Below are 16,384 nucleotides of genomic sequence, written 5' to 3'. Positions count from 1 at the left end.
TCATACTTTTCTCCACTTTTCAGGCGGCTGCACCCGCCATTGGTTCATGTGTGGTGATCGTTATTTCTACCCGGCCTCCTGCCACTTTCGGCCCCCACTCCACCAGCATGCGTTGTACCTGACTGTCGTCCTCCCAGACACCAGCATGGGTTAGCGCATCGAACAGCGCTTTGTTGTAGTTATCGATGTCGCGGCGACGCGCATCTGGTGGAAACAGAAGGATCTCCACTGCCGCCGGGGCGGTGGAGGGTTTTGGCAGGCGGCGCAGCTGGTCGACAATAGCCGAACAAGCTGCACTCTGGTATGCCCTGCCCTTTGCGCTAATGAGGTGACGGCCTTTCAGTGGTCCCTTGTTCGGGGCTCGCCAGTAGGTGTTTACGCTCGGTGGAAACGGGAGAACAAGTTTCATAACTTCACTCCCTGCTTTTTCAGCCATTCCACAGCGTTATCTCTGGCATTTTCTCCGCCGGATAGCAGCTCTTTAATGATCGTTACAGGTTCTGCATCCCATTCCGTTTTGACTACGGTAATCCCCCTGGCAGCGCCAGGAGCAATTGAGATGTACCCTTTTTTCTTAAGCGCCTTCACATGCTCCGCAGCAGCATTAGGTGATGCACAGCCAATTAAACCGGCAAGCTCCAGAATCGTCGGCGGGAATCCGGTTCTATCCTTGTAGAGCACTATTGCATCCAGAACTTCACTTTGACGGGGCGTTAAATGGTTCATGAGTCCACTCCATAGCGCCCGTTAAGGCGTCCAATGACACTGACGAATTTGATGAAGAAAATGCCGAGCGGTTTTACCTTCGCATAATGCTTGCTGAGCAAGGGCCTGCTGACACTGTCGAATTTTGGACGCGGTTTGGCGTTCATCGCTGATTTGATCGCTTCACTGCAGCGCTTTGCCTCTGCATGAATGGCGTTCTCGACGGACTGGTTCATAAGCTGCTCTCCCGGTACGTCAGTTTGGGAGCTGCCCATGCAGGCAATAGTTCTACATCTGGAGACGCTGACTCATTTCCCCAGTGGTGCCAGCCTGGTGCTCCACAGCGGCTGAAAAGCTCGATACGCGGAACGTCACCATAGAGCTGTTCCAGCTTGTAGCGTGCTTCTTCTGGCTTCGCACTGTGTTTACCCAGTGGGCTGTAGATAACCTGCTTTACACTGGCGTTCTGACGCACCAGCCCCTTCCCCTTAACGGCGATTAGCAGATCCTCGGTATTGGCGCGGGTGTAGTTGCCGCCGTTCATCTTCGTCTGAGCATTCAACAGATCGAGGAAATCGTAAAAATCAGAGACCTCACCACGCTGTAGAGCTCGGTTGATATGCTCCTCGGCAAGCGTATTAAACTTCACCCAGGTAAAACCTTTCATGGTGCGGACCCTAAATCCCCATGCCTCAGCCAGCTCTATCGCTTCGCGGGTGTGGGTGCCAGTAAACCACATGGCCAGGACAGCATCTTCGGCTGCCAGCTCCCACACCGGCAGGCGCTTCATGTCAATGAGTTTCATCGTGCCGTAATGGTTACTCGCGGCGCCGTTACTGATGGTGTTACCGTACTCCCAGGCGGGATCAGCGTATATCAGTGAATATTTCATCAAAAATTCCTCACTCGGCCTGCCAGTAACCAAACATCCGTTGCCGCTTTCGGCTTTTGCACCTTACCCAGGCATTTCTGGCGCTCTAACAGAATCTTTTCGCGAACGTCCTCATTCTTGGACCGATTGAAAGCCTCCATCAGAACCGTCGCCGCACGCTGAAACAGACCCTTTTCAGTCAGCCCCTGGGCTTTCAGCATCAATGCAGCTACTGCGGGGTTAACTACGCTGTCTATCTCAGCGCCACAAGCGCTTTGCGCTCGGTCTATTTTTACGCGGGAAATTACTTCCCCGACTTCTCCACTCGGCGGATTAGCAAAATACTGGTAGCACTTGCCGTTATGCTTACGTGTGGCACGGTTAAGTTTTACCAGGTGACATACGCCACGCTGCACGGCGTGAACGTCAAACTGTGGCATTGATGCCGCCAGCTGCTTGTTGGTCAGGCCAGGGTTGTTTGCGATGAACAGCTGAATGTTTTTCAAAAGGCTCATGAGTTAGCTCCTCTGAAACCAGCGGGGATCTTGCTGTAGTCTGTGTTCTGGAAACTGGATTTGAAAATGCCATCTTCACGGGCCCATTCGCCGTTGATGCGTGCAGGCCTGCCTGCGTTTGACCAGTTCCCTGCAGATTTCAGGTAGCCGGGAAATTTGTTCTGCTGGAAAAGGGTTTGTGGGCGCAGATACGCGGCCATTTTCAGATCGTCGGCCCACTTGGCGTTTGAATAGTCCACCACCAGTTTAAGCTCTTCCACGGTGTACCCCTCGCCGATACGGGCCCTGATGTTTTGCAACGACGTGGTCGATACCTGATAGCGTGAGTTTGTCACCTGGTTGAGATGAGTTAAGACCTGTTTGGCCTGGTCAGTGATAACCACATCACGGTCGGGTTGCTCAGCAACCGGACAAGAAGGGTTTTTAATATCTGTAGTATTCTCTGTTGTATTCTCTGTAAGAACATCAGGCCATTTTGACCTGATGACATCGGTTCGTTTTGACCCGATGGAGCGTTCCACTTTGACCTCTTCCATTAGTTCATTTTGACCTGATGGACGAGTGCATTTTGAACTCTTCGATTTGGTCACTTTGACCTCATCTAAAAGCTCGCTTTCATAGTTAATCGTGTAGTAGTTAGTCATGTCGCGCTGAGACTTGTTCAGTTGCTCAATTTTGAGCACCCCGAGGGTCTTCAGACGGGTGAAGGTGCGCTTCAGGGTAGACTCGGACCAGAACGGGAACTGCTCCAGCCACTGCTCGTTCGTGTTGTAAATCCAGCGCACACCGTCACGTTCCAGACCGGAATTTGTCTCTTTCAGCCAGTAATTCACCTGCTGCAACGCAATGGCCTCGTTCAGGCCAATGCTATATGCAAGGTCAGGGTTAATCACTATCGGCCGGGATGGCATTAACAGGCTCATGGCAGTCCTTTAACTCTGTAAATTTGCGCTGGAATTGCTCAAGAGGGCTGAAGCACTCATGATCGTAACCTTCGCGAAGGTATATAACGCGTCGGCTTTCTGGCTCCCATCGAATGACCCGCACCGGGATACCTCTGTGGTCTCTGAACCTCCGGTCAACTTCAGCCATTCCTCGCGCCCCTTCTCGTTCATCAGAGCAAATGCACCTACCATCTCTGCACATGCCTGGTAGTTGTTGGCACCATCAGCGCTGTGTACTATTTCCACATAGCCGAACGGGGAGCTTTTCCCCACCAGCGGCAGGCATCTGAATTGCTTAGTTGGTCTGAATCGGTTTAAACTGTTCATGCGTTAGTTTCTCCACTTAAAGAACCGGCGCGCCAGACGCCTCGAGCTGCACACTCGGGGCGTCACCTTTTCTGCCGGTTGAAACGAAAACATCAACTGCCTGATCTGAAATTCCCGCCCCGTACAGAGCCATGAACCCTAGGAAGCCGTGAATCTGGTGACGCAACTTCTTGTTGAATAGATCGGACAGTGTCTTGCGTTCTTTCACATCGATTACGCCATCAGCAATAGCTGCAACTTTTGCTGAAGCCAGTTCGCCAGCTGCGACCGTCGCTTTCATATCGATTTCATACAAATCGACATTGTCGATGCTCTCGGGAACAGGAATGTCCACCAGCATTTTTCCGCAGCGCTTAGCGAAATACTCAGCCAGATAAGACGTGCCGGAAATGGACTGCATCTGTTCAAGTTCGACTACCGTAAAAAAACGACTGCCGCATTTTTGGTATAGATGGTTGTGAAATTGATCGATGGTCATGCCAAGATCAGCAGCCAAGCCGACACGACCGTGTTTGTGTGCCTTGCACATAAGGCGAATCGCTGTGTTTATGCTGTCTACCATTTTGTTTTCCCTTTGGTAGTTATTTAGTTAGCTACTTTCGAACTAAGATTTCGCTTGCTGAGAACGTCGTCAGGAGTTTGATAGCGGCTCGGATATAAAATATGTAATTCATTGATCTCGCCATGGAAGAACTTGGCAAGACGTTCGGCTAGCTCTACAGACGGTACTTGCTCGCATCTTTCAATGCGGCTCAGCGTCGCTGGATCGACTTGTACGCCAGTTGCAACATGCAACAAAGTCATACCATGCGATTTACGCAATTTTCTTAACGGTGATTGCATAACGCCTCCTTAATTTGCGTAATACGCATATTATTTCATACTGGCGGATTGCGCAAGTTGCTTTGCATGAGGCGCAAAAACAACATGTAATAGGCGCATGAATATAGGATCTCGCATACGACATCTTCGCCTGACGAAGAACATGAAAATCGCAGAACTCGCTGAAGCTGTGGGGGTTGATGCTGCCAATATTTCTCGGCTTGAAACCGGAAAGCAAAAGCAGTTTTCAGAACAAACACTTAACAGGCTTGCTCAAGCTTTAGGCGTTAAAGTTACCGACCTATTTACGTCAATGGAAAATGAGTCTACTGTATGTATAAACAGTAAAACTGATTCATCAGCCCGAAAGGACATTGATGTGTATAGAGTCGAGGTACTTGATGTGAGTGCAAGCGCCGGGTCAGGACATATTCAAGGTAGTGACGTTATCGATGTTATTCATGCCATCGAATACAGTAACGACCAGGCGGTGATTATGTTTGGAGGCAGGACGTCAACTGGCGTTAAAGTTATCAACGTTCGCGGTGATAGCATGGCCTCTACTATCGAACCTGGTGATTTAATCTTTGTTGATGTAAACATTAATGAATTTGATGGTGATGGCATTTATGTATTTGGCTTTGACGGTAAGGTTTACGTAAAACGCCTACAAATGATCCCCGATCAGCTTCTTGTCATTTCTGACAATCCCAAATATCGTGAATGGAACATCACCAAAGAAAATGAGCACCGCTTCCACATCTTTGGTAAAGTTTTGATAAGCCAATCTCAAGCGTATAAACGTCACGGATAATCCATCTTTGATAAAACAGGCCTCCACTGGAGGTCTTTTTTTTGCCCTCAATTTGCGTGTTGTGCATTTTATCACTTGCGCTACTCGCAATTTGTGATTATCTTTACCCCACGGCATATGGCACATGTGCCGCAGCGGTCCGGGGATTCCTTTGAAGACAATATCCAGATCCAGCGGGTAGCCGGAATGTGCAAGCCAAGCAGTAGCACGAGCATTGGATTCACCATCCAGGCGGTACGGTGTGACACCTCGGAAGAGACGAGGATGCAACTGAAAGAGCGCGGGCGTGAAAAACTGTACCCTTCGACTGCCGTAGTAACCAATCCCGATGGTGGCAGGCAAAGCATGGTGAAGGTGGACCGCTCTTTTTCAGATGTGGTGAATGACGGGGCTGACCGTCAAACGGTTGAGAAAAGATAAGCAGGCGAAACGTTCTAGGCGAGCATACGGACTGATAAAACGCGGATGGAACGGGCGGTTACGATATTGAAACACCGCGCCACTGAGCTGGAGTTCAGCACCAGCCACCACAAACGAATCACGTAGCTAGCGTGGTAAACCCGTAGTAACTGCAACAAATGCTGTGTGTAGTCTTGGCGGTCGGCAGTTCTGAATGTCCTTATGTCGACCGCCCCTTTTACACAACTGAAAGCGCGTTCTGGACCTTTAACCTAAGTGTCAGTTCGTTAAATGCAAATTCGAGCGGAGCGCGCTCTCAGTTGTGGAGAAGCTAACAGGCGATGGCAGTCGCCCGTTTCATTAAGTGCCCTGCTCGGGTGCTTACTAAAACGAACCCCCTTTATTTTTGTCGCCACCAGGCGAGGGATTCGTGCAACCAAAAATCAGCGCTGTGCAGAGCGCTTATATAACGGAGAAACTGACCATGACGACCACACAGAACGTCACCGAGTTACAACCACGCTTGACCAGAGAGCAGCTGATCGACGCAGCTCGTAAAGCCGCCCCTCTCCTTCCCCCTGCTTATCGCGGGATCGTGAATGAACTGGCTAACCGACTGGATTACACCAGCGTGGCGCTTTGTGAGTCCATGAGTCAGCGTAAGGCACTGGCTGCTGAAAATGCCACTCTTCGAGAAGATGTTACCTGCTGGGCTAAAGAATGTGACCGTATCGTTGAGCGCCACACAAAAACCCCCAGCAATATGCACCTGCTTGAAGCCCAGCGCGAGCTTCGCGAACTTACGCCTGTCACCCTGACAGTATTAAACGAAGGGGTTGCGTGATGGCTAACTCATTCAAATTGATGTCTCGTGACGGAACTATCAAGCGTACTGACACCGGCATGTTCATCAGTCTCGACAATATTCACGTTCGTGAAGGCTTCAATAAACGTCATGATGACGATGAACGTACCCGCCTGGCTGATGATGACCTGTTTAACTATCTGATGAATGGTGGCTCAGTACCTCCGCTGGAAGTTATCGCCCGTGACGAAGGTGGCGTTTGGGTTGTTGAAGGTCACCGCCGTCGTCGTTGCTATGAGCGCTGCCGCATAGCCGGTAAGCCAGTAGACCGCATCCACATCATGCCGTTCAACGGTAACGATGTTCAGCGCCTGGCTCGCATCATGACCAGCAATAACCAGCTTCCATTATCCGATATGGAACAGGCCGCGGTTATCCAGGAGCTGCATAACGCGTTTAACCAGACCACCAGCGAGATCGCAAAGCTGGTCAATAAATCTGTGGCCACGGTAGAGAAGTTACTCACGCTTAGCACCGCCAACTATGACGTTCAGCAGGAAGTGAAATCGGGCGCTGTATCGGTTGATGTTGCTGTTGATCGCGTCCGTGAATATGGCGAACAGGCTGGCGAGGTTCTACAGCACGATAAAGCAGTAGCTGCTGCCCAGGGTAAAACGAAGGTTACACGCAGCTCTATCGCGCCAGAACTTAGCATCAAAACTGCACGTCGTTTCGTCGAGCTTATGGCTCAGGCATCTATCAGCGATGAAGGGGTCTTCACTATCGAAGGCGCAGCACTTGCTGAAGCACTTTCCATTATCGACGAACACAAGGCCATTGCTGAGGCGAGAGAAACCTACCGCCTGTCTCAACCAATACCAGCCGCTGAAGTACGTGGAAAAACCCTTTACGTAACTCTCGACGGAGTTGATATAGGCTCTGCACCGATCTACCGGGGCAAGAACGTCAATCTCAATGGCATCGTTGCCAGCCAGTCAAAAGCAGTCGCCTACTTCGTTAAGCAATACAAACTGCAGCAGCAGGAGAATCATCATGACAACAACTAATAAACCAATGACCGGTGAGCAGTTGGACGAACTGATGACTGTTGCCGTCAATATGCAGCGTGACAGCGAGAAAGCAGGTGAACGACCTGCTGCCATGTTCGCTTATGCAGTTCAGGTTGCAGTGCTTGAACTACGAAAAGTTCGTGATGATGCTGCGGCGCTGGCTGCGGAGAATGCGGGGCTGAAAGAGTGCACCGTTAATCATGCGCCCGCAGTAGAACATTGGAACGCATGGGCAGATGCAGAAGATAAAATCCCGCCCGTGCCTGAAACCCCGGCCACCGACTCCTTCCTGGCTGAAGTGCGGGCTCAGGGTGTGGATATGATGGTTGATCAATGCGAGTCAGACATCGTGTTCATTGAGCCTGAGGATGAGGAACATTACACGCTGATGATTGAGCACGCCAAAGAGTTCGCAGCCCAACTTCGCAAAGGAGCATCAGAATGAGCAAGTACTCAAATACCAAAGCGCGCATCGAGAAGAAATTTTCTAAAAACGCGAAAGAGCTGCTGCTGGCATTATTTCCAAGCCTTCATGGCAATGATTTCACGGTTGAGAGCGACAGCTTTGAATCCCATCGTGGCCGCGTCTGGCACGAGCAGCACGTTGTATGGTTCGGACCTGACTACTACGGCGAGAGCGATTACATGGACTGCGAATGGCTGCTTTACTCCTGGCTCATCGACAACACAACAGACTGGGATGGCATCGGCAAGGCCCATGATGCGACTGGCTGGGATCCTGATATCGCGGTGGACGAGTCGCCATTCTATTCGCCGTGGCGTGGAGCTTCCCGGGCTGAGATTATCAGTCACTGCAGGGATCTGGTTCGTGCCGGCGTAACATTAGAGCGCATGCGCTAAGGAGCAGCCCAATGACCAACAAACAGGCGCTGCGCCAAACAGCAGAGAAAGCTCAAGAGCATGGCGTGTTCAACATGGATATACATTCAGAAACCGTGCTGGCTCTACTGGATGAGCTGGAAGCCGCAGAGAAGCGCGTGGCTGAACTGGAGGCGGTTAAGTTCAAATTAAGCGATTCGAAATTGCTCTTACTGGCTAAGGATATCGTCGAGAGCCTGGTGGATACGGGATCATCTGATCCAGAGTATACGCAGCAATACCTTGACTGGACCTGCAAACGAATCCGCGCCGCTGGCCGCATCAACGGGGAGGGGTGATATGACAAAGCTAACCAAAAAAGAGGTGACCTGGGTTGATGAACTCCAGGCAGTCCTCGACCGGTGCCCATCACCAAAGAAAATCGGTTTTTATACCATCGGCGATTCGAATATTTTCCTGTATGACCTGCGCCGGTTAGAAGAGGTGCAAAACGAGCTGGATAGCAGTTCATCCTCTGACTGGTGTACCGCTGTCCAGGAAATCGGCGCTGGCTTCGATGAAACCATAGATTTCCCATCTCCAGTTGAAAGCACAGCAGGTTGAGGACTAACCCATGACATTAACCAAAGAGTGGCTCCTGAAAACAATCGCAGAGCTTGAAGAAGAGCGCGATGCTACGCCCGGAGCGGTAAACGAAGATGCGTCCATGGCGCTGGCAGCGATGAAGATGGCTCTGAAATCGATGACGGCTGAGCCGGTGGCTTATATCGACCCTTTGTCCCTGCAAAACTTTGCCACATATCGAGCTGGCGAAACCGATAATAAGCGCATGGGCAGGGAATGGTCGTGGGCCAATAGCGATGCTGGCCTTGAGCCAGTGTATGCCGCCCAGCCAGCTCCGGTAGTGCCTGATGCCTTACCGAAGCTGAAAGATGGTCAACGGTTTAAATATGTGAAAGATGGAATCCGTTATTCCGCAAATTATGCCAACGGATGGAACGCCTGCCGCGCCGCCGTGCTTCAGGGTGCCGCTGGCAACTCTCCGGCGATTCCGGATAGCTGGGTGACATGCAGTGAGCGGATGCCGACTATAGGTGTGCCAGTTATTACATGCTGTGGAGATGTGGTTCAGTACGCTGTGTATGCGTGGGATGGCAAGGTATGGCAGGACTGGTACGAGGAATACGATAAGTTACCATCCGACACCTTTACTCACTGGCACCCTCACCCTGCAGCACCGCAGCAGGAGGCCGAATGAGCTACGTCTTTCTGATTATGGTTCTTACCAGCCAGAGCATGAACATGCAGATCGAGCCGATGAAGAATATGGCTCAGTGCCAGGCAGCTATAAAAGCGCTAGCTATTGCGGAGCGAGAGCGCTCATGGAATGAGACATCACCGCGCATTAACAATATTAAGTGCGTGGAGGTGAAGTGATGCCTCCAGTCAAAGTGCTAGTGGTCACTGTGGTGATGTTCGCTATTTGCCAGCTGATATCCATGACCGGGTATGGCATATGGTAAGCAAACTCAAACAGCGGCGCTTGCGTCGCCTTAAAGCCGATGTCGCCTGGTGGCGCGAAGAAGCTTCTGATCTGCATGCACGCGTCATGGAGCAGGCCGATGAAATAGCAGAACTACGCCGGCTGGTTATCCGCGTGCCGATGCCGGTGGTCGTGCCAAAAGAGATGGTCCACCAGCTCTATCATACTGACACAACAATATGTCGTACCTGCAATGATGGCCTCCGTGGTGGATGCTCATCTTGCGCGTTTTATAAACCGTAACCGGGTGCAGCCGGTTTAGTGGAGAAAAAACTATGAGCGAACAAAGCCAACGCTTTCTTACTCCGGATGATCTTTATCAGCTTACTGGTTATCGCCGCCCTTCCCTGCAGTGCAAAGCACTCAAAGAGAGCGGAGTATTCTACGTTCCCCGCAAGGATGGACGGCCAGGCACAACGTGGGACCATGTATCAAACCCAGTTGGTTTAAAGTTGGTAGTGAATAATCCTGAAGAAGAAGAGCCTAACTTCAAGGATATGTGTTGATGCCTAGAGTTCGTAAAAACCCAGAAGACAACTGGATGCCGCCCCGCGTTCGTCGGGGCAAGTCTGCCTATGAGTTTCGGACATCTGATGGCCGAACCGTAAGACTCTGCAATGCAGATTTAACCAAGGCACAGGTTTGGTCTGCATATGAACACTTTATTAACGACATAAAGGTTGGAACAAACTTTAACGCGCTGTGTGAGGATTTTTTTAACTCAGGAGATTTTCACGAGCTGGCTACGGAGACAAGGAAGGATTACAGAAAGTACAGCTCTAAAGTTAATGTTGTGTTTGGAAAAATGAAGCCTGACAACATTAAGCCTGAGCACATCCGTAAGTATATGGACAAGCGAGGGGTGAAAAGCAGGGTTCAGGCGAACCGGGAGAAGGCTTTTATCTCTCGTGTGTTTAGATGGGCGTACGAGCGAGGCAAAGTGAAGATGAATCCTTGCCAAGGTGTGAAGCAATTTAAGGAGAAAGCGAGAACACGATACGTGACGGATAAGGAGTATTTAGCGCTGCTTAGTGTGGCTCATACGCCCGTCAAAGTGGCAATGGAACTGGCGTATTTATGCTGTGCAAGGCAGGGAGATATTCTCGACCTTAAGAAAAACCAGATCCTTGAAAACGGAATCATGATTCAGCAAAGCAAAACTGCGGTACCGCAAATCAAGGCCTGGACTGAACGATTAGAAAAGGCGGTAAAGCTTGCGGAGGGTCTGCCGCTAAATTCAGGCATGGTTAGTATTTTCCTACTCCACCAGCCATCAGGGTTGCGCTATACGCGAGACGCATTCAACGCTCAGTGGTCAAAAGCCAAAGTGTTAGCCGCTGAGAAGTTTCCTGAGCTCGACTTCAAATTTACTTTTCATGATCTTAAAGCGAAAGGGATATCGGATCTCAGGGGTACTCTGCATGAAAAGCAGGGAATAGCGGGTCATAAAAATGCCTCACAAACAGCGAGGTATGATAGAAAAATCCCTGTGGTACCAGTGGTCGGCGGGCAAAATAAATAAAGGCACCTCGCGGTGCCTTTAAGATATAACCTGCTAGCAGCGGACTAAAAATGCCCATGCCTCATAACCGTAATCATGGGCATCAAGTACTTTAGCCGACTTTCCACGCACCTTGCGGTAGCGGCAGAAAATCCAGCGGAAGCCTTTAGGTGCTGCCTTCGAAGTAATAGACTTTAAGCTCATTCATGTACACCTCCTTACCGAGAGAGATTTTTTCCCTTGAACCTACTCTCCTGAAGTGCTATTTTCAGGTTGCTTATAGAGAAGTTCCTGGTGACGATGCCTCTTGGTTTCATCGCCTATACAGACCCTGATGGTTGGCGCCGTCAGGGTTTTTTATTTTTTGCTTAACAACTCTTTTTGGTAGAAGGCTGCATGTGCCGAAACTCCGCACTTTTCAGCAATCTCTTCTACCGACATATTTCTTAGCAACGCTGCATGACTATGCGGGACAAGCAACTCACCACTAAAACACTTTGCTTGCCATTCGCTGCTTTCAAATGCCCGAATTTCTACACCTGGCTCTGCGCGGGCAAAAGCAATGTTTTTGTGCATCAGTAGATGCCCTATCTCATGAGCGACTGTCATTCGATCACGACCATTACCTTCATGTGCACCTTCGTAGACATCTTCACGAAGGATAATCAGGGAATCTTGTGGTAATGTCAGACCATGAGTACCACCCATTTCCTTTACCGAAGCGGTTTCAAAGGAAAAATTGGGCAAGATCTGAGGCAGTGCGAACTCAAGCATCTCAATTACTGGAAAATACATGTCATGTATTTTCAACATTGAACGTAACTGGATTGTTAAGCCACGAACCTCGTTACGACTCAAAGGTGGTACTCGATAATCTTGTCCGCTCAAACAAAGTCTCCTACTTATTGTTCTTGGTTAACAACTCACGCAGACGTGTAAATTCTTCATCACTCAGCTCATCAAAGTTACGGGCGAAAGCCATCGCTACTTCGCGAGCGTTTTGATTCTTACCAGAAAGATTAATCTCAACAGATTGTTGAGAATCCCGAGCGGCTTTGGCTAATTCATCTTGGGCATGTACACCTGCGCCAGAAAAATAACCAATGATGCTGTTCAGCACAGGATCAGTAACAGCTCGTTTTCCTGTTTCAATTGCTGAGAGGTAAGACGAAGTCACGCCCATAGAATCAGCCATGCTCTTCAGCGTGACACCGACGTCTATACGTAATTTCCTAACTTTCTTACCAAACGGCGTTAACATATTATGCCTCTCTAATGTTCGTGAGACCCTGATACTACCTAGGCCTGACTTAAAAGTAACAAAACCAAAAAACAAAATCAACTAAATTTTGTTGATTCCGTATCAGGTTTGAAGTTCACGTTCTGCACTAAGCGTAGTTCATCAACATGATCATTTCTTGCAACGCCTAGAAATTTGCCTATCCGTAGTTGGAAGCCAGGAAAATTTTGACATCAAAAAAGGGCAAATGACTACAACACTTAGGGGTAGATGTACAACGACCGGGATGAGCAAACCAAAAAATATGGCGAAGCTGAATGGCGAAACAATGGCGAATGGTGAATTTTAGGCAATAAAAAACCACCTTTCGGTGGTTTACACGACACTGCTTATCATTGATTTTATTCGTCTTTTCCCATGGTACCCGGAGCGAGACTTGAACTCGCACAGCGCGAACGCCGAGGGATTTTAAATCCCTTGTGTCTACCGATTCCACCATCCGGGCTCGGGAAGAAAGTGGAGGCGCGTTCCGGAGTCGAACCGGACTAGACGGATTTGCAATCCGCTACATAACCGCTTTGCTAACGCGCCTTAAATCTTCTGTCTTTCGACGGCATCCGCAACTGCCGATGCACTTAATTTGGAGCGGGAAACGAGACTCGAACTCGCGACCCCGACCTTGGCAAGGTCGTGCTCTACCAACTGAGCTATTCCCGCAATCATCAAGTCATTCGCTAATCACTTGATTTTGCTATCGACTGGCTAGCTGTGCCGCCGTTCGATGCGTTGCATTCTACTTATATGACGTTTTGAGTCAACGTTAATTTTCGTCAGTATTGTTCGTTTGCTGAAAATTACGGCGAAACGATCACTGTTCAAGCAAATCGCCACGTGCGGCGTTCAGATACTGCAACATAGACCAGAGCGTGAGCACCGCTGCCACCCACAGCAGACCGATACCGGCCCACTCTACCCAGGCGTTCGGACGCCACAGCATCCAGACCAGCGAGGCCATTTGCGCAGTGGTTTTCACTTTGCCAATCCAGGAGACCGCCACGCTGCTGCGCTTGCCCATCTCAGCCATCCACTCACGCAACGCCGAGATGATAATCTCGCGGGCAATCATGGTTGCGGCTGGCAAGGTCACCCACCAGCTGTGATAGTGCTCGGCGACCAGCACCATTGCAATGGCGACCATCACTTTATCAGCCACAGGGTCAAGGAACGCGCCGAAGCGGGTACTCTGATTCCAGCGGCGCGCCAGATAGCCGTCAAACCAGTCGGTGACGGCGGCGACAAGAAAAATAAGTGCACATGCGAATGGCGCCCAAATGAAGGGCAGGTAAAACGCCACTACAAAGAACGGGATAAGTACGACACGAAAAAGCGTGAGTAGCGTTGGAATATTTAATCGCATAGTGACGGTAACTGTTTGTTGGCAGTAAATATTAGCTCTATGTTGCTACAGAGCCCTCAATGTTTCAACGAGTAGTAGATCTTTTCTGCCAACGCTTGCGAAATACCCGGCACTTTTGCAATTTCCTCAACGCTGGCGTTGAGTAAACCTTGCAATCCGCCCATATATTTCAACAACATCTGGCGACGTTTTGGCCCAACGCCCTCAATGGTCTCCAGCGTACTGGTATTTTTGACCTTCGCCCGCTTTTTACGGTGACCACCGATCGCATGATCGTGCGACTCATCGCGAATGTGCTGGATGACGTGCAGCGCCGGTGAGTCCGGCGGCAGGCTGAATCCCTCCCCTTCCGGCTCCAGGAATAGCGTCTCCAGGCCCGCCTTACGATCGGTACCTTTGGCGACACCCAGCAGCAGAGGATGATGCTTATCCCAGCTGACGTCCAGTTCGGCAAACACCGTTTTCGCCTGGCCTAGCTGCCCCTTGCCACCGTCAATCAGGATAACATCCGGGATCTTGCTCTCTTCAATCGCTTTGCCGTAGCGGCGGCGCAAGACCTGATTCATTGCAGCGTAATCATCACCCGGGGTTATGCCGGTAATATTGTAGCGGCGATATTCTGCGCGCAGAGGGCCGTTGGCATCAAAGACCACACAGGATGCGACGGTCTGCTCGCCCATGGTGTGGCTGATGTCGAAACACTCCATGCGTTTCACTTCCGGCAATTTTAACACCGTCGCCAGCGCGGCAAGACGCTGATGAACTGTAGATTGCTGTGACAGTTTGGTGGTCAGCGCCGTGGCCGCGTTGGTTCGCGCCAGCTTTAGATAACGGGCCCGATCGCCGCGTGGACGGGTCTGCACATTTACGCGACGCCCGGCCAGCTCAGAGAGCGACTCTGCTAACAGCGTTTTATCGGTAAGGTTGAAATCGAGCAAGATTTCCGAGGGGAGCGTACGCATCTGGCTTCCCTGCAGATAGAACTGCCCGACAAAGGTTTCGACCACTTCACCCAGCTCGGTGCCACCCGGTACTTTTGGGAAGTAGCTCCGGCTGCCCAGCACTTTACCCTGACGAATAAACAGCACGTGGACGCAGGCCATGCCCGCATCAAACGACACGCCAATCACATCCAGATCGTCACCATTATTGGAGACGAACTGCTTCTCTGTGACCCGGCGCACGGCCTGAATCTGATCGCGAATTCGCCCTGCCTCTTCGAAGGCCAGCGCCTGGCTCGCTTTTTCCATCCGCTCAATAAGCTGCGTGAGCACCTGGTCATCTTTACCGGCCAGGAACAGCCGCACGTACTCCACCTGCTGCGCATACTCCTCTTCGCTGACCAGCCCGGCGACGCAGGGCCCCAGACAGCGGCCGATCTGATATTGCAGACACGGGCGCGAGCGGTTGCGGTAGACGCTGTTTTCGCACTGGCGAACCGGGAAGATTTTTTGCAGCAAGGCGAGCGTTTCACGCACTGCGTAACCATTCGGGAACGGTCCGAAATACTCCCCTTTCGCATGCTTTGCACCGCGGTGCATTGCCAGGCGCGGGTGGGTGTCGCCGCTGAGGAAAATAAACGGATAGGATTTGTCGTCGCGCAGCAGTACGTTGTAGCGAGGTTGATAGAGCTTGATGTAGTTATGTTCAAGCAGCAGCGCTTCCGTCTCTGTATGGGTGACGGTTACGTCAATTTGCTGGATTTGCGCGACGAGCGCTTCCGTTTTACGGGACGCAAGATTGCTACGGAAATAGCTGGAAAGACGCTTTTTAAGGTCCTTCGCTTTACCGACATAGATAACCGTACCGCCAGCATCGTACATCCGGTAAACGCCGGGCTGGCTGGTCACGGTTTTCAGAAATGCACTGGATTCAAACACATCACTCACTGACTGGTTAAGGTCTCTGCATTACACAGACCATGGCGAATGGCCAGGTGAGTGAGTTCGACATCGCCATGAATGTTCAGTTTACTGAACATTCGATAGCGGTAGCTGTTCACCGTTTTCGGGCTGAGATTAAGCTGCTCGGAAATCTCATTCACCTTCTGGCCTTTGGTTATCATCAGCATAATCTGCAATTCGCGCTCAGACAAACTGGCAAAGGGTGATTCGGTCTTTTCTGGCTCAATCTGGCTTAGCGCCATCTGTTGCGCAATGTCAGAGGCGATATAGCGCTGTCCGGCGTGAACAGAGCGAATGGCGTTAACCACCTCTTGCGGCGCAGCGCCTTTGCTTAAATAACCTGCAGCACCTGCCTGCATAACACGCGCAGGAAGGGGGTTCTCGGTATGCACCGTCAGCATAATGACTTTGGTGTCTACAAAGGCGCGGGCGATTTTTCGGGTTGCTTCAAGCCCACCGATCCCAGGCATATTCATATCCATCAGGACAACATCGGCGGTATTGGCGCGGCACCATTTTACGGCGTCTTCACCGCAGCAGGCCTCACCGGCAACTTTAATACCCTTAATATCTTCCAGAATGCGTCGTATCCCTGCGCGCACCAGTTCGTGGTCATCAACAAGAAGGACGTTGATCAATGGAAAGTCTCCAGAATAGGGATAACGCT

General features: G+C 50.7%; 27 protein-coding genes and 3 tRNA genes. 13 read left to right on the top strand and 17 right to left on the bottom strand.

Features of this window, described 5'->3' with window-relative positions:
* Positions 1-19: 19 nt before the first annotated feature.
* The 9 genes from B2Q93_RS04280 to B2Q93_RS04240 all read right to left on the bottom strand — a co-directional run bounded on the left by B2Q93_RS04280 (position 20) and on the right by B2Q93_RS04240 (position 4,205).
* A complete protein-coding gene (locus B2Q93_RS04280) occupies positions 20-409 on the bottom strand; it encodes a RusA family crossover junction endodeoxyribonuclease (protein WP_286931888.1) in 390 nt (129 codons plus the stop codon).
* Positions 406-726: a LexA family transcriptional regulator gene (locus tag B2Q93_RS04275; RefSeq protein WP_263616128.1), complete on the bottom strand. Its 321-nt coding sequence runs from the start codon at positions 724-726 to the stop codon at positions 406-408. The genes B2Q93_RS04280 and B2Q93_RS04275 overlap by 4 nt, the downstream gene beginning before the upstream one ends.
* Complete coding sequence (locus B2Q93_RS04270; protein ID WP_286931885.1) at positions 723-941, bottom strand: hypothetical protein; 219 nt, start codon at positions 939-941, stop codon at positions 723-725. Before B2Q93_RS04270 ends, B2Q93_RS04275 begins: the two co-directional genes overlap by 4 nt.
* Entirely contained in the window at positions 938-1,597 is a 660-nt protein-coding gene (locus B2Q93_RS04265) for an MT-A70 family methyltransferase (protein ID WP_286931883.1), read from the bottom strand. The genes B2Q93_RS04270 and B2Q93_RS04265 overlap by 4 nt, the downstream gene beginning before the upstream one ends.
* Positions 1,597-2,091, bottom strand: coding sequence for a PerC family transcriptional regulator (locus B2Q93_RS04260; RefSeq protein WP_286931881.1), 495 nt, complete (start codon positions 2,089-2,091; stop codon positions 1,597-1,599). The genes B2Q93_RS04265 and B2Q93_RS04260 overlap by 1 nt, the downstream gene beginning before the upstream one ends.
* Entirely contained in the window at positions 2,088-3,014 is a 927-nt protein-coding gene (locus B2Q93_RS04255; RefSeq protein WP_286931879.1) for a conserved phage C-terminal domain-containing protein, read from the bottom strand. The genes B2Q93_RS04260 and B2Q93_RS04255 overlap by 4 nt, the downstream gene beginning before the upstream one ends.
* Positions 2,977-3,183: a DUF4222 domain-containing protein gene (locus B2Q93_RS04250; protein WP_212477874.1), complete on the bottom strand. Its 207-nt coding sequence runs from the start codon at positions 3,181-3,183 to the stop codon at positions 2,977-2,979. The genes B2Q93_RS04255 and B2Q93_RS04250 overlap by 38 nt, the downstream gene beginning before the upstream one ends.
* A gap of 195 nt (positions 3,184-3,378) precedes the next feature.
* A complete protein-coding gene (locus B2Q93_RS04245) occupies positions 3,379-3,924 on the bottom strand; it encodes a YmfL family putative regulatory protein (protein ID WP_286931877.1) in 546 nt (181 codons plus the stop codon).
* A 23-nt stretch (positions 3,925-3,947) separates the two neighbouring features.
* The gene (locus B2Q93_RS04240; RefSeq protein WP_286778026.1) at positions 3,948-4,205 is read right to left on the bottom strand and encodes a helix-turn-helix transcriptional regulator; all 258 of its coding nucleotides are present in this window, start codon (positions 4,203-4,205) and stop codon (positions 3,948-3,950) included.
* 97 nt (positions 4,206-4,302) lie between these two features.
* Between B2Q93_RS04240 and B2Q93_RS04235 the strand changes: the two genes are divergently transcribed.
* From B2Q93_RS04235 to B2Q93_RS04175, 13 genes are all read left to right on the top strand, one after another.
* A complete protein-coding gene (locus B2Q93_RS04235; RefSeq protein WP_286931875.1) occupies positions 4,303-4,998 on the top strand; it encodes an XRE family transcriptional regulator in 696 nt (231 codons plus the stop codon).
* A 264-nt stretch (positions 4,999-5,262) separates the two neighbouring features.
* Positions 5,263-5,418 (top strand): hypothetical protein, encoded by a 156-nt coding sequence (locus B2Q93_RS04230; protein WP_286931873.1) that lies wholly within the window; start codon positions 5,263-5,265, stop codon positions 5,416-5,418.
* Between the two features lie 463 nt (positions 5,419-5,881).
* Complete coding sequence (locus B2Q93_RS04225) at positions 5,882-6,241, top strand: hypothetical protein (RefSeq protein ID WP_286931872.1); 360 nt, start codon at positions 5,882-5,884, stop codon at positions 6,239-6,241.
* On the top strand, positions 6,241-7,269 hold the full coding sequence (locus B2Q93_RS04220) for a chromosome partitioning protein ParB (protein ID WP_286931871.1): 1,029 nt from the start codon (positions 6,241-6,243) through the stop codon (positions 7,267-7,269). The genes B2Q93_RS04225 and B2Q93_RS04220 overlap by 1 nt, the downstream gene beginning before the upstream one ends.
* Entirely contained in the window at positions 7,256-7,717 is a 462-nt protein-coding gene (locus tag B2Q93_RS04215) for a hypothetical protein (RefSeq protein ID WP_286931869.1), read from the top strand. Before B2Q93_RS04220 ends, B2Q93_RS04215 begins: the two co-directional genes overlap by 14 nt.
* Entirely contained in the window at positions 7,714-8,133 is a 420-nt protein-coding gene (locus B2Q93_RS04210; RefSeq protein WP_286931868.1) for a hypothetical protein, read from the top strand. The genes B2Q93_RS04215 and B2Q93_RS04210 overlap by 4 nt, the downstream gene beginning before the upstream one ends.
* A gap of 11 nt (positions 8,134-8,144) precedes the next feature.
* Positions 8,145-8,450 carry a hypothetical protein gene (locus B2Q93_RS04205; protein ID WP_286931867.1) on the top strand — a complete coding sequence of 102 codons (306 nt, stop codon included), beginning with the start codon at positions 8,145-8,147 and terminating at the stop codon, positions 8,448-8,450.
* Between the two features lies 1 nt (position 8,451).
* The gene (locus tag B2Q93_RS04200) at positions 8,452-8,715 is read left to right on the top strand and encodes a hypothetical protein (RefSeq protein WP_286931866.1); all 264 of its coding nucleotides are present in this window, start codon (positions 8,452-8,454) and stop codon (positions 8,713-8,715) included.
* A gap of 10 nt (positions 8,716-8,725) precedes the next feature.
* Complete coding sequence (locus tag B2Q93_RS04195) at positions 8,726-9,370, top strand: DUF551 domain-containing protein (protein WP_286931865.1); 645 nt, start codon at positions 8,726-8,728, stop codon at positions 9,368-9,370.
* Complete coding sequence (locus B2Q93_RS04190) at positions 9,367-9,549, top strand: hypothetical protein (protein ID WP_286931863.1); 183 nt, start codon at positions 9,367-9,369, stop codon at positions 9,547-9,549. The genes B2Q93_RS04195 and B2Q93_RS04190 overlap by 4 nt, the downstream gene beginning before the upstream one ends.
* Before the next feature lie 79 nt (positions 9,550-9,628).
* Positions 9,629-9,898 (top strand): hypothetical protein, encoded by a 270-nt coding sequence (locus tag B2Q93_RS04185; RefSeq protein WP_286931862.1) that lies wholly within the window; start codon positions 9,629-9,631, stop codon positions 9,896-9,898.
* Between the two features lie 32 nt (positions 9,899-9,930).
* Complete coding sequence (locus B2Q93_RS04180; protein ID WP_072056326.1) at positions 9,931-10,161, top strand: DUF4224 domain-containing protein; 231 nt, start codon at positions 9,931-9,933, stop codon at positions 10,159-10,161.
* A complete protein-coding gene (locus B2Q93_RS04175; RefSeq protein ID WP_286931860.1) occupies positions 10,161-11,177 on the top strand; it encodes a phage integrase central domain-containing protein in 1,017 nt (338 codons plus the stop codon). The genes B2Q93_RS04180 and B2Q93_RS04175 overlap by 1 nt, the downstream gene beginning before the upstream one ends.
* 336 nt (positions 11,178-11,513) lie before the next feature.
* On the opposite strand, the gene B2Q93_RS04170 is transcribed toward B2Q93_RS04175, so the two are convergent.
* From B2Q93_RS04170 to uvrY, 8 genes are all read right to left on the bottom strand, one after another.
* A complete protein-coding gene (locus B2Q93_RS04170; protein WP_286931858.1) occupies positions 11,514-12,044 on the bottom strand; it encodes an ImmA/IrrE family metallo-endopeptidase in 531 nt (176 codons plus the stop codon).
* A 10-nt stretch (positions 12,045-12,054) separates the two neighbouring features.
* Positions 12,055-12,417: a helix-turn-helix domain-containing protein gene (locus B2Q93_RS04165; protein ID WP_286931857.1), complete on the bottom strand. Its 363-nt coding sequence runs from the start codon at positions 12,415-12,417 to the stop codon at positions 12,055-12,057.
* A 397-nt stretch (positions 12,418-12,814) separates the two neighbouring features.
* Positions 12,815-12,901, bottom strand: a tRNA-Leu gene (locus B2Q93_RS04160).
* Positions 12,902-12,913: 12 nt separating this feature from the next.
* Positions 12,914-12,987 (bottom strand) — tRNA-Cys (locus tag B2Q93_RS04155).
* A gap of 50 nt (positions 12,988-13,037) precedes the next feature.
* Positions 13,038-13,113 (bottom strand) — tRNA-Gly (locus B2Q93_RS04150).
* Positions 13,114-13,264: 151 nt separating this feature from the next.
* Positions 13,265-13,813 (bottom strand): CDP-diacylglycerol--glycerol-3-phosphate 3-phosphatidyltransferase, encoded by a 549-nt coding sequence (gene pgsA, locus B2Q93_RS04145; protein ID WP_040075055.1) that lies wholly within the window; start codon positions 13,811-13,813, stop codon positions 13,265-13,267.
* 56 nt (positions 13,814-13,869) lie between these two features.
* Positions 13,870-15,702, bottom strand: a complete 1,833-nt coding sequence (gene uvrC, locus B2Q93_RS04140; protein WP_040075054.1) for an excinuclease ABC subunit UvrC — start codon at positions 15,700-15,702, stop codon at positions 13,870-13,872.
* Positions 15,699-16,355 carry a UvrY/SirA/GacA family response regulator transcription factor gene (gene uvrY, locus B2Q93_RS04135; protein WP_040075052.1) on the bottom strand — a complete coding sequence of 219 codons (657 nt, stop codon included), beginning with the start codon at positions 16,353-16,355 and terminating at the stop codon, positions 15,699-15,701. Before uvrY ends, uvrC begins: the two co-directional genes overlap by 4 nt.
* Positions 16,356-16,384: the final 29 nt, after the last annotated feature.

This window comes from Leclercia sp. UBA5958, assembly GCF_002430365.1.
GTDB lineage: Bacteria > Pseudomonadota > Gammaproteobacteria > Enterobacterales > Enterobacteriaceae > Enterobacter > Enterobacter pneumoniae.
Note: the sequence above shows the minus strand (reverse complement) of the source record. Positions and strands in the feature narration are given on the sequence as shown.